At 73.6% G+C, this 11,483-nt stretch carries 13 protein-coding genes; 11 read left to right on the forward strand and 2 right to left on the reverse strand.

Annotation, left to right across the window (positions count from 1 at the left end):
* From VF139_19385 to VF139_19395, 3 genes are all read left to right on the forward strand, one after another.
* The coding region (locus tag VF139_19385) for a UDP-3-O-acyl-N-acetylglucosamine deacetylase (GenBank protein HEX6853568.1) at positions 1-570 on the forward strand (570 nt) is incomplete at its 5' end.
* Positions 567-2,726 carry an ATP-binding protein gene (locus tag VF139_19390; protein HEX6853569.1) on the forward strand — a complete coding sequence of 720 codons (2,160 nt, stop codon included), beginning with the start codon at positions 567-569 and terminating at the stop codon, positions 2,724-2,726. The genes VF139_19385 and VF139_19390, both read left to right, overlap by 4 nt.
* A 2-nt stretch (positions 2,727-2,728) precedes the next feature.
* Complete coding sequence (locus tag VF139_19395) at positions 2,729-4,012, forward strand: sigma-54 dependent transcriptional regulator (protein ID HEX6853570.1); 1,284 nt, start codon at positions 2,729-2,731, stop codon at positions 4,010-4,012.
* A 4-nt stretch (positions 4,013-4,016) separates the two neighbouring features.
* On the opposite strand, the gene VF139_19400 is transcribed toward VF139_19395, so the two are convergent.
* Together VF139_19400 and VF139_19405 are read right to left on the reverse strand one after the other, a co-directional pair.
* Positions 4,017-4,622, reverse strand: a complete 606-nt coding sequence (locus tag VF139_19400) for a zf-HC2 domain-containing protein (protein ID HEX6853571.1) — start codon at positions 4,620-4,622, stop codon at positions 4,017-4,019.
* Position 4,623: 1 nt separating this feature from the next.
* The gene (locus tag VF139_19405) at positions 4,624-5,250 is read right to left on the reverse strand and encodes a sigma-70 family RNA polymerase sigma factor (protein HEX6853572.1); all 627 of its coding nucleotides are present in this window, start codon (positions 5,248-5,250) and stop codon (positions 4,624-4,626) included.
* Positions 5,251-5,434: 184 nt separating this feature from the next.
* Between VF139_19405 and VF139_19410 the strand changes: the two genes are divergently transcribed.
* The 8 genes from VF139_19410 to VF139_19445 form a co-directional block, all read left to right on the forward strand.
* Positions 5,435-6,640, forward strand: a complete 1,206-nt coding sequence (locus VF139_19410; GenBank protein ID HEX6853573.1) for a GGDEF domain-containing protein — start codon at positions 5,435-5,437, stop codon at positions 6,638-6,640.
* A complete protein-coding gene (locus VF139_19415; protein ID HEX6853574.1) occupies positions 6,637-7,839 on the forward strand; it encodes a diguanylate cyclase in 1,203 nt (400 codons plus the stop codon). Before VF139_19410 ends, VF139_19415 begins: the two co-directional genes overlap by 4 nt.
* On the forward strand, positions 7,836-8,504 hold the full coding sequence (gene tsaB, locus VF139_19420) for a tRNA (adenosine(37)-N6)-threonylcarbamoyltransferase complex dimerization subunit type 1 TsaB (GenBank protein HEX6853575.1): 669 nt from the start codon (positions 7,836-7,838) through the stop codon (positions 8,502-8,504). The genes VF139_19415 and tsaB overlap by 4 nt, the downstream gene beginning before the upstream one ends.
* Positions 8,485-8,997: a ribosomal protein S18-alanine N-acetyltransferase gene (gene rimI / locus VF139_19425; GenBank protein HEX6853576.1), complete on the forward strand. Its 513-nt coding sequence runs from the start codon at positions 8,485-8,487 to the stop codon at positions 8,995-8,997. The genes tsaB and rimI overlap by 20 nt, the downstream gene beginning before the upstream one ends.
* Positions 8,994-9,230, forward strand: a complete 237-nt coding sequence (locus tag VF139_19430; GenBank protein HEX6853577.1) for a hypothetical protein — start codon at positions 8,994-8,996, stop codon at positions 9,228-9,230. The genes rimI and VF139_19430 overlap by 4 nt, the downstream gene beginning before the upstream one ends.
* On the forward strand, positions 9,227-9,820 hold the full coding sequence (locus VF139_19435) for a phosphatidylserine decarboxylase (GenBank protein HEX6853578.1): 594 nt from the start codon (positions 9,227-9,229) through the stop codon (positions 9,818-9,820). The genes VF139_19430 and VF139_19435 overlap by 4 nt, the downstream gene beginning before the upstream one ends.
* A 17-nt stretch (positions 9,821-9,837) precedes the next feature.
* A complete protein-coding gene (gene pssA, locus VF139_19440; GenBank protein ID HEX6853579.1) occupies positions 9,838-10,614 on the forward strand; it encodes a CDP-diacylglycerol--serine O-phosphatidyltransferase in 777 nt (258 codons plus the stop codon).
* A partial coding sequence (locus VF139_19445; protein ID HEX6853580.1) for a hypothetical protein occupies positions 10,595-11,483 on the forward strand: 889 nt, incomplete at its 3' end. The genes pssA and VF139_19445, both read left to right, overlap by 20 nt.

Consider the following 11,483-nt stretch of genomic DNA (forward strand, 5'->3'; position numbering starts at 1 on the left):
TCGTCGCTGCCGTTCGTCGAGGCGCTCCTCGAAGCGGGACCGGTGGAGCGCGACGTCGAGCGGCTCTTCATCCACGTGGTCCGCCCCATCGAGCTGGCGCACGGCGAAAAGACGATCTCGGTCCACCCGGCGGCCGAGTACCGGGTCACCTACGCGATCGACTTCGACCATCCCAATCTCGGCTACCAGGAGCTGACGGTGAGCCTGTGGGGAGGCGACGCCTTCCGGACCAAGCTCGCGCCCGCGCGCACGTTCACCTTCGAGAGCGAGGTCGAGGCCTTGCGCAAGGCGGGACTCGCGCTCGGCGGTTCCCTCGAGAATGCGGTCGTCGTGGGCGAGCGCGGCATCCTCAACCCGGGACTGCGGTTCCCCGACGAGTTCGTCCGCCACAAGATGCTCGACCTGACGGGGGACCTGTCGCTTCTCGGCCGGCCGCTTTTGGGGCACGTCGTGGCGTACCGCGCGGGGCACGACCTGCACGCGCGCCTCGCGAGGAAGATCCACGGCACCCCCGACGCGTGGTTCCTGGCCCCGTTCGCCGCCGGCTCCGCGGAGGCCTCCGGGGCGTGAGCGCCCGCGCGCGTCGCATCCTGCGCTGGTCCGCCATCGCGGCGCTCGCCTTCGGGGGGCTCTGGACCGCTTACCGCTCCGCCGAGCGCCTCGCCGAAGAGGGCCCCCAGGTCGCCGCGAACCGGCTCGTGCTCACCGCGCTCACGCTCGTCATCGTCGTCCTCGCGATCGGATTCGTCGGGGTGCTGATCCGGAACGTCGCGCTGCTCATCCTCGAGCGGCGCCGCGGCGTCCTCGGCTCCCGCCTGCGCACCAAGCTCGTGTTCTTCTTCCTGGCCCTCGTCCTGCTCCCCGCGCTCCTTCTGTCGTACGGTGCCGCCGCGTTCCTGAAGACGACGGTGGACACCCTGCTCGCGAACCCGGTCGAGGAGGTGGTGCGCGAGTCGCGCGAGCTCGTCGACGAGGCCGGCCGGGAGGAGGAGTCGCGCGCGCTGCGCCTGGCGGCGCGGCTCGCGCAGGAGGCGGCGACGATCCCGCCCGGGGAGACCTCCCGGCGGCTGGAGGCGTGGCTGTCGCGCGAGGGCGGGGACGCCGCCGCCGTGGTGCGGCCCGCCGGGGAGCCGGAGGTCGCCGGGCGGGACCCCGAGGCCCGCCGCCTCGTGGGCCGCCTCGCCGAGCAGGCCGCGTCGAGCGGAGGCACCGTCTTCACCGTGGAACCGGTCGGCGACGCGTTCCTCGTCCACGCGGCCGTGCCGTGGCGCGGATACGACGCCGACGGACGCCCGAAGGTCTTCGGCGCCGCCGCGGTCGGGACGCTCGCGCGTCGCGAGATCGCGGCGCGCATGGAGCGGATCGCCGCCGCGGAGGTCGCGTACCGCCAGTTCCGCGACGACCGGCGCTCGCTGCTGCGTCTGTATTACTCCCTCGTGGCGGTCATCGGGCTGGCGACGATGTTCGTCGCGTCGTGGGTCGGACTGTCGATCGCCCGGCGGATCACGATCCCCGTGCAGCAGGTCGCCGCCGCCGCGCGCGAGATCGCCGGCGGAAACCTCGGCGTGCGCGTCGAGACCAAGGCCCAGGACGAGGTCGCGACGCTCGTCGAGGCCTTCAACGAGATGGCGGCGGACATCCAGGAGAGCAACCGGCAGCTCGAAGAGCGCCGCCGGTACGTCGAGACGCTCATCGCGGCGCTCTCGAGCGGGGTCGTCTCGGTCGACCACGAGGGACGGATCACGACGTCGAACCCCGCGTTCGCCGCGATCGCCGGGGCACCCGCTCCGCCCGGCGAGCCGTTGCGGGCGTGTCTGGCGGCTCCGGGGCTGGCGCCGCTGCTCGCCGTCATCGACGACGTGCTCGCCTCGGGAAGCCGCGCCGACCGGCGGGAGCTCGTGATCCACGTCCGCGGGATCCCGGTCGCCGTCTCGGCGCACGTGGCGCGCCTTCACGGGGCGCGGGGGGAGGACCTCGGGACGTTGCTGGTCGTCGAGGACCTGACCGAGCTGCTGCGCGCGCAGAAGGCGCTCGCCTGGCAGGAAGTCGCGCGCCGGGTCGCGCACGAGATCAAGAACCCGCTCACCCCGATCCAGCTGTCCGCGCAGCGGCTGCGGAAGAAATTCGCCGAGGGGGCGGAAGACCTTCCCGAGGTCGTCGCGGCGGCGACCGGGAGCATCGAGCACGAGGTCGCGGCGCTCAAGCGCCTCGTGGACGAGTTCTCCCGCTACGCGCGCCTGCCGGAGCCCGTACCCGAGCCCGTCGACGCGGGCGCGATCGTCGACTCCGTCGCGGCGCTGTATTCCGGTCATCGCGGAGTCGCGATCGAGCGCGAGGTCGATCCGGCGCTGGGCATCGTGCGCGTCGACCCGGAGCAGATCCGGGGAGTGCTCGTGAACCTCTTCGACAACGCCGTGGCGGCGCTGTCGGGGAAGGGAAGGATCCGCGTCGCGGCGAAACCGTGGAACGGTCCGGGTTCGCTGCGGCTCGAGGTCGAGGACGACGGCCCGGGGGTCCCGGCGGCGGTGCGCGGGCGCCTGTTCGAGCCCTACTTCTCCATGAAGCGACGCGGCACGGGCCTGGGCCTGGCGATCGTGCACCGGGTGGTCACCGAGCACGGCGGCACGATTCGCGTCGAGGACGGAACGTGGGGCGGCCTGCGGTTCGTGATCGAGATTCCGGCACCGCCGGGTCCGGCCCCGGCCGGAGCCGCGAGGGAGGCGTGACGATGGCGCGGGAGCGGATCCTTCTGGTGGACGACGAGCCCGGCGTCCGCAGCTCGTTGGGGGCGATCCTCGAGGACGAGGGTTACGACGTCGTCCTGGCCGGCACGGGAGAGGACGGGCTCGCGGAGGCCGCCTCGTCCCCCTTCGACGCGATCCTCCTCGACGTGTGGCTTCCCGGCATGGACGGTCTCGACACGCTCGCCAAGCTCCGCGAGGCGCGCGACGAGGCCGCGGTCGTCATGATCTCCGGTCACGGCACGATCGACACCGCGGTCCGCGCGACGAAGCTCGGCGCGTTCGACTTCGTGGAGAAGCCGCTCTCCCTGGAGAAGACGCTGCTCGTGCTGCGCAACGCGCTGCGTCAGCGGCGCCTCGAGCGACGCAACCGCGCGCTGCTGCAGCAGCTCGGGCGCGACACCGAGATCCTCGGCGCGAGCCGCGCGGCCGGAGCGCTTCGCTCGCTCGCCGAGGCGGCCGCGACCTCCGACAGCCCCGTGCTCTTGCGCGGCGAGCCCGGCACGGGACGGGAGACCATCGCCCGCCGCATCCACGCGACCGGAAGGCGCGGCGACGGGCCCTTCGTGGCCGTGCCGTGCGGGGCCCTCGACGCGCTCGGCGGGGAGGAGGCGCTGTTCGGCCCCGCGGCGTCGGGGGGCCGGCTCGCGCTCGCCTCGGGAGGGAGCGTCTTCCTCGAGGAGGTGCACCGCCTTCCGGAGGCGATCCAGCTGCGGCTGGCTTCGACGGTGACCGCGCTGGCCGAATCGGAGGCGGGGCTGCGCGCCCTCGCGAGCACCGGACCGGAGGCGGCGGGGATCGTTCCGGAGCTGGCCCGGCGCCTCGACGTCGTGCGCGTGGACGTTCCGCCGCTGCGCGAGCGCAGGGAGGACATCGAGGTCTTCGCCACACGTTTCATGCGCGACCTGGCCCGCGAGTACGGGCGCGACGAGCGCCGCCTGGCGCCCGACGCGCTCGCGACCCTGCGCGCGCACGCCTGGCCGGGAAACGTCCGCGAGCTGCGCAACGTCGTCGAGCGCCTCCTGCTGGCCGCGCCGGGCGCGACGGTGCACGCGGCCGATCTTCCCGCCGAGCTGGGCGGAGCGAGGACCGCGGCGGACGATCTCTATCGGGAGTTCCGGACGCTGGCGGAAGGGATCGAGTCGTTCGAGCGGTACTACGTCCGCCGCGCGTGGAGCGCGACGCGGGGCGACCTCGAGGCGGTCGCGCGTGCGCTGGGCGTTCCGGTGGAGGTCGCGGCGGCGAAGGCGAGGGCGTTCGGGCTGGCCTGAGGGTTCAGCGCGACCGAGCTTCGGACAACGCGCGCCGGAGACCGAGCGCGGCCGCCGCTCCCAGGGCGAGCAACCCCGCGGCTCCGAGGGAGGCGGCCCCGGCGACGACGGCGGGCAGACCCACGTGGGGCGCCTCGACGGTACCCGGCGAGAACGACCCCGCCGTCATCAGCAGCGCGGTCACGAGGGCCCCGAGGGCGGAGCCGCTCTCGGAGACCTGGGTGAGATGCGGGAGCCCCGTGCCCGTCCCGAACCACCACGCGCCCGCGGCCTGAGCGGCGGCCGCCGCACCGGTGACGGCGAGCAGGCCGAAACCCAGGACCCGGTTGCGGCGCCGCCGCAGCCACGCCAGCCTGCGCGCCTCGACGCCGATCGGCGGGGGCGGGGGCGTCGACGGGAGCGCCTCCATGACGCGATCGAGGAAGGCCGAATCGGTGGGGCCGTCTTCGAGTCCCTCGAACGCGGCGCGCAGGCGACGCTCCCGGTGGGCGACGATGCGGCACGACGTGCACGAGGCGACGTGACGGGCGACGCGAAGGGCCTCGGCGGGATCGGCCTCGCCGTCGGCGACGCGCAGCAGGGCGGGGCGGAGGCGCTGGCAGGCGCTCATCTCATGCCTCCGCGTCCAGCAGGTCCGAGAGTCGGGCGCGCAGGATCTCGCGCGCGCGGAAGATCCGGTTCTTGACGGTGCCGATCGGCAGGCGCGTCGCGCGGGCGATCTCGTCGTACCTCAGGTGCTGGCGGTGCCGGAGCAGGATCAACTGACGGTAGGCGGGCGGAAGCGCCTCGATGGCGTCCTCGAGCCGCGCCTCGAGCTCGCGCAGGCGAAGGACGTCGTCCGGGGAGGGTTCGTGGCCCGCGACCTCGGGGACGGTGGGCGTGTCATCGTCCGCGGGGTTGCCGAGAGAGCACGTCTTGGGCTGCTTGCGCCGGAGGTGGTCGATCGCCCAGTTGGAGGCGATGCGGTAGAGCCAGGTCGTGAACCGGTACGTCGGGTCGAACGATCCCAGCGACTGGTAGACCTTGATGAAGACGTCCTGGGCGAGATCGGCGGCGGCGTCCCGATTCCCGGTCATCCGGAACAGGAACCCGATGAGCGGGCGCTGGTGGCGCCGGACGAGCTCCCCGAACGCCTCGCGATCCCCGGCGGCGGCGAGCGCCACCAGAGCCTCGTCGGCGAGTCCCTCCTGGGGTTCGGAGCGCCGCAGCCCGGATCGCACGACGTCGTTCGCGGTCAACCACCACCTCCCGGTCTCCCCGTGGTACGCATGACCCCCACGAAGGTTGCATCAGGTTAGCGCGGGAAGGAGCCGATCGGGGACCGGTGACCGCGGAGTTTCGACCGTTCGCCCGTTCCGTGCGTGGTACGATTCGCCCCTCGCGCGTTTCGGCCGGCTTCCACGCCGGCCGGGAGGGTGGCGCTTGGAGGCTTCCCGCCTCGCGGACCGGGCCCGCCGGCGACTCGCGCGCACGCTCGAAGAGCCGGGCGTCGAACCGCTTCGCCGGATCGAGCGATTGCGCGCCTGGGGCGAAAACGAGGGAATCGCCCCGTTCGCCCAGGCCGCCCTGAACCTGTTCCATCTCGATCTCGAGGAGGAAGAGGCCCGGGGCCTCATCGAGCGCGTGCTCGCCCATCGCGCCTCGCTCGGCGTGGCGCTCGGACGGGATCCCGGGCTCGCCGTCGCCGCGGCCGACTACCTCGTGAACGTCGAGCGTCGACTCCATCAGCCCACGCTCGTCGAGATGGACGCGTGGGAACGGACCTCCCGATCGGCCAGGACGGACGCCCTCACCGGCCTCGTCAACCGGGCGGCGTTCCTGGAAGCCCTCGACCTCGAGATCCGCCGCGCCCGGCGCTACGGGCTCCCGCTCGCGGTGGTGCTCCTCGATCTCGACGGGTTCAAGGAGGTGAACGACCGGCACGGTCACCTCCTCGGCGACGTCGTGCTCGAGCGCGTCGGCACCGTCCTCCGGCGCACGGCCCGCGAGGCCGACACGGCCGGTCGGCTCGGGGGGGACGAGTTCGCGCTCCTGCTCCCCGAGGCGGTGCGGCTGGGAGCGTTCGCCGCCGCCGAGCGGGTCCGGCGCGCGGTCCGAAGGGCGTTCGAGTCGGAGACGATCGACGGCGCCGCGCTCGCGCTCACCCTGTCGGGCGGGATCGCGACCTGGCCGGAGGACGGGGCTTACGCCCAGGATCTCCTCCAGCGCGCCGATGCCGCGTTGTATCGCGCCAAGCGATTCGGGCGGGACCGGGTCGTCCTCCATCACCTCGAGCGTCGGGCCGAGGTGCGCTGGCCGGCGCGTCCGGGGACGTTCGTGGCCTGGAGTCGCGCCGGAGCCGCGGCGTGGAGCCGCGCCCGCGTCGTGGACCTGAGCGCCCGGGGGGCGCTCCTGGAGGACGAAGGGATCGCGACGCCGCCCTCGGCGATCGACCTCGCGTTCGAGAGCCGCGCGGGGGACGAGCGTCGCGTCCGCGGCCGGGTGGTGCGCGAGGACCGGGGGACCGGCCCGGAAGCGGCCCGCCGTGCGGGGGTCTCCTTCGACGCACCCCTCCCGGCGGACTTGCTCCGCGACCGCCGAGCCTCCAACGTATCCCGGGCGCGCGCGACGCCGGGGGCCAGCCGTTGATCCCGAGGGAACAGACCGACCGCCTCAAGGACGAGCTCGTCGAGCTGCTCCAGGAGGACGCCCACAACGCGCAGCGGTTGCTCGGGCGCCTCGACGCGTTGTCGCGCGAGAACGGGATCGGCGCGCACGCGCTCCTGATCACGATCCTGACCGGCCTCGCGGTCGAGGAATCCGAGGGGCGCGAGCACTGGGAGGCGATCGTCCGTCACCGCCATCAGATGGCCCTGGCGCTCGGGCGGGACGTGGGGCTTCGCGTCGCCGCCTTCGACTACTTCGTGAACTGCAACCGGCGCCTGGCGCATCCGTCCCTACTCGACCTGGCGATGGCCCCGCCGACGCGCGACGGCGGCGCGTCCGATCCGGAGACCGGCCTCGCCTCCGACCGGGCGTTCCGCTCGGCGCTCCAGGCCGAGTTGCGGCGCGCGAAGCGTTACGGGCACAAGACGGCGGTCGTCCTGTTCGACTTCGACGGGTTCGGGGACGTCTCCGAGCGCGTCGGATCGCCGGTCGCGGTGCGGCTGCTGCGCGAAGCCGGGATGCTCCTGCACAACAAGATCCGCGACGTGGACGTCGCGGGTCGGCCCGGCGGGGACGAGCTCGCGCTCCTGCTCCCCGCAACCGACCGCAACGGGGCCATCCTCGTCGCCGAGCGATTCCGGCGCGAGATCGAGGGGCACTTCCGGCGTCGCGAGGCGGCGGGAGCCCCCGTGGGCCTGACCGTCTCCGCCGGGATCGCTTGCCATCCGGAGGACGGGGGATCGGCCGAGGAGATCCTCGCGCACGCCGCGCAGGCGCTTTACGCGGCGAAGGCGTCGGGAAAAAACGCGGTGTCGGTCTGGCAGGCCGAGCGCAGGCGCTACCTGCGGTTCGACCTCGACCCGGAGCGCTGCGAGGTCGAGGTCCTGGCGCCGCGCGACTTCGTCGCCCGCCCGGCGCGCAACCTCAGCCGCAGCGGACTGCTGTTCACCTGTCCGGAGCCGCTCGAGGTCGGCGAGGAGATCGAGTTCCGGGTCGCCGCCCTGCACGGCGGGGCGCTCAGACTGCGCGGGCGCGTCGTCCGTCTCGAGGAGCTTCCCCCCGAGGGCCCCGACCGGTTCGAGGTCGGGGTCGTCTTCGAGCCCGAAGGGCAGCCGGGAGGCGCGGACCTCGTGGAGTTCCTCGAGCGATACCTGCAGCGCGGGGCGGGGCCGGCGGCATGAGGCGGCTGCTCGCGCTGGACACCTCCACCTGGTGGGCCGGCGTCGCGCTCGTCGAGGACGGGAGGGTGACCCTCGAGCGCCGACGGCACGTGACCGATTCCCACGCGGCGCGTCTGCTCCCGCTGATCGAGGCGGCGCTGGCGGATGCCGGGTGGGAGCGCGCGACGATCGACGCGTTCGCCGCGGTTCGCGGACCCGGATCGTTCACCGGGATCCGCGTCGGCCTCGGCCTGCTTCGCGGTCTCGCCCTCGCGTCGGGGCGTGCGTGCGTGGGCGTGGGAACGCTCGACGCGATGGCGCAGGACCGGGGGTCCGCCCCGGGGGCGAGGGTTCCGGTGCTCGACGCCTCCCGCGGGGAGGTCTTCGCCGCGGTGTTCGATCCGTCCGGCGTCCCGCCCGCGGCGACCCGCGAGGCGTGGCTGGGATCCCCGCGAAGCGTCGTCGAGGCGGCGCCGCGGGGTGCGGTCGCCTTCGGGCCGGGGGCGGAGAAATACGCCGCGCTCCTGGAGGCCGGGGGGCTCGCGGTGGAGCCGGGTCGGGCGGGGTGCGGCGTGGCGGGGGCGGCGGGTATCGTGGCATGGCGGCGCCTGGAAGCGGGCGCGCGGCACGGAGCGGATGTGGAGCCCCTGTACCTGAGGCCGGCGGATGCGGAACTGGCGCGCTGAGGTGGGCGCCGTCTCCGGGGTCGAAGACGACGCGATGCGCACGTCCGACCTCGACGCGGTGCTCGCGATCGAGCGCGCGGCGTTCCCGTCTCCGTGGGCGCGCGAGCACTTCCTCCACGAGATCCGGGGCAATCCGAACGCCTACAACCCGGTCGTGCGCGCGTCCGGCCGCGTCGTCGCCTACGCGTGCACCTGGATCGTCGAGGGCACCCTCGAGATCAACAACATCGCGGTCGAGCCCTCGCATCGCAGAAGAGGGCACGCGCGGGCGCTGCTCGCGCGGGCGATCGAGCGGGCGGCGCGGCTCGGGTGCGATCGCGCGATCCTGGAAGTCCGCCCGTCCAACGAAGGGGCGCGCCGGCTGTACGCCTCGTTCGGATTCCGGGAGGTCGGCCGGCGGCCGCGATACTACGAAGACAACGGCGAGGACGCGATCCTCATGGCCCGGGTCTTGCGGGAGCCGGATCCCGCGGAAAGGAACCCCAGACGATGACCTCTCCCGACGCCGTCCGCGAGAGACTCGCCCGCGAGGACGCCGATTACCGTCGGCTCGCCCGCAAACACGAAGCGTGCGAGGAGCGCCTCGCCGAGCTTCAGGGGCGCCGATTCCTGACCGACGCCGAGCGGACGGAGGAGACGACCCTCAAGAAGACGAAGCTGCTCTACAAGGACCAGATGGAGCGCGCGGTCGCCCGTCAGCTCGAGGTCGAGAAGGTCGGCAGGTGAGTCTCGACCGCGCCGCGTACCCCTTCGCCGTGCCCGCGATGCTGCTCGCGGTCGCGGCGGGCGCCTGGAACCTCTGGGCGTCGATCCCGTTCGTGGCCTTCCTGCTGTTCACGTTGTGGTTCTTCCGCGATCCGGAGCGCACGACCCCCGCGGCGCCCGGGATCCTCACGAGCCCGGCCGACGGGAGGATCCTCAAGGACGGGCCGTCCCGGATCTCCGTCTTCATGAGCCCCCTGAACGTGCACGTCTGTCGCGCGCCGGCCGCCGGGCGCATCGTCTCGGTGCGCCACGAACGGGGGCGGTTCCTCGCGGCGTTCAAGGACGAGGCGTCGGAACAGAACGAGCGGGCGACCCTGCGCCTGGCCACCGATCGCGGCGAGGTGGCGTTCACGCTCGTCGCGGGGCTGATCGCCCGCCGGATCGTCGTCCGGGTGGAGGAAGGGCAGGTCGTTTCGGCCGGTGAGCGGATCGGCCTGATCCGCTTCGGGTCGCGCGTCGACCTCGATCTGCCGCCGGGGGCCGCCCCCGCGGTGGCGATCGGAGACCGGGTGACGGCCGGGGAGTCCGTGCTGGCGCGCTTTGAAGCCTGAGTCGTTATAGTGCCCGGGTGGCTACCGCGAAACCCGTTCGCCGGGGGGTCTATCTGCTCCCGGCCCTGTTCACCGTCGGCAACCTCCTGTGCGGATTCCTGTGCGTGCTCGCCGCGAGCCGCGGCCGGTTCGAGTTCGCCGCGCAGCTGATCGTCCTGGCGGCGATCCTCGACGCCTTCGACGGCCGGATCGCCCGCATGACCGGCTCCACCTCCGAGATGGGGATGCAGCTGGACTCGCTGGCCGACGTGGTGTCGTTCGGCCTCGCGCCGTCCGCGCTCGCGTTCTTCTGGGCCCTCGAGCCGTTCCGCCGCACCGGCGCGCTCGTCGCCTTCCTGTTCGTCGTCTGCGCGGCGATGCGCCTGGCGCGGTTCAACGTCCAGAGCGCGAGCACCGACAAGCGCTGGTTCGTGGGGCTGCCGTCCCCCGCCGCCGCGGGGGTGGTCGCGACGATCGTCTACGCGGTGCAGGAGCCTCCGGCCGAGCGGTGGGCCGCGGTGCTGTTCGGGGCGGCCTTCTGCGCCGCCGCGCTGCTGATGGTCTCGCGCCTGCGCTACCGGGCGTTCAAGGAGCTCAACCTTCGCGACCGGCGCTCCTCGGCGTGGGTCCTCGTCCTGGCCGCGCTGCTGGCGGCGATCCTGATCGAGCCGCGATGGTCGTTCCTCGCGGTTGCCGGGACGTACGCGCTGACGGCGCCGGCGGCGTATCTGGTCGGCTGGCTGGTGCGCGGCCGGCGGCCGGCCACCGGGCCCGTCGCGGCCCAGGAGGCGACGGATGGTCCGCACGCGCACTGAGCCCATCCCGGTCTACGCGCTCGTCGGCGCAGGGAGCACGGAGGGAGCGCGCATCCGCGCGGCGCTCGCCGACCGTGGAATTCCGGGAAGCCACGTCCGTCTGTACGGCGCTTCGCGCGGCGAGGCGCTGCTCGGCGAATACGACGGCGAGGCCCGCCTGCTGCAGGACCCCGAGCCCGACGAGGTGGCCGGAGCGGACGTGGTCTTCCTGTGCGACCCCGGGGAGAGCACGCGGCGTGTGGCCGAGCACCCGACCTGCCGACAACGCGCGGTGGATCTCGTGGGACTGTTGCCCCCGGAGTTCCTCGCCCACGACCCGTTGCGTCCTCCCGGTCCGGGCCCGCGCCGGGTGCCGCACCCGATCTCCATCGTGCTCGCCGAGATGCTCGCCCGCTGGACGCCTCTCGGGCTCGCGCGCGCGAGCGTCCTCGTGATGCGGCCTGCGATCGATTTCGGCGGCGAGGGGCTCGAGGAGCTGCGGGAGCAGATCCTGCGCCTGCTCCGCTTCGACCGCCCGCCCGTCGAGGTCTTCGGGCGTCAGCTCGCCTTCAACGTCGTCTCCCAGGCGGATCTCCCGGGAGGAGGCGCCCTCGAAGGGCGGATCTCGCTCGAGGTCGAGACGTTGCTCGCGCCGGCGACGGTGCGGGTGGAGGTCTCACTCGCGGCCGTTCCGATCTTCCACGGCCACGCGATCGGGGGCCGGCTCGAGGGGATCGCGGGAGGGGCCTCCGCCGCGATCGAGGCGCTGCGCGGCGCGGCGTCGATTCGCGGGCCGGGCGAGGACGCGCCGGCGACGCCCTTCGACCTCCCGGAGGCGCGCGTGACGAGCGTCGCGCGTCTCGAGAACGACGGCGTCCGCGGGATCCGCC

It is taken from the genome of Candidatus Polarisedimenticolaceae bacterium (assembly GCA_036376135.1).
GTDB lineage: Bacteria > Acidobacteriota > Polarisedimenticolia > Polarisedimenticolales > DASRJG01 > DASVAW01.

What these genes read in the sequence shown, in the direction of transcription:
- VF139_19395 (HEX6853570.1), top strand. Translation starts at nt 2,729, where the DNA reads ATGGCGCGGGAGCGGATCCTTCTGGTGGACGACGAGCCCGGCGTCCGC.
- VF139_19400 (HEX6853571.1), bottom strand. Translation starts at nt 4,622, where the DNA reads ATGAGCGCCTGCCAGCGCCTCCGCCCCGCCCTGCTGCGCGTCGCCGAC.
- tsaB (HEX6853575.1), top strand. Translation starts at nt 7,836, where the DNA reads ATGAGGCGGCTGCTCGCGCTGGACACCTCCACCTGGTGGGCCGGCGTC.
- rimI (HEX6853576.1), top strand. Translation starts at nt 8,485, where the DNA reads ATGCGGAACTGGCGCGCTGAGGTGGGCGCCGTCTCCGGGGTCGAAGAC.
- VF139_19430 (HEX6853577.1), top strand. Translation starts at nt 8,994, where the DNA reads ATGACCTCTCCCGACGCCGTCCGCGAGAGACTCGCCCGCGAGGACGCC.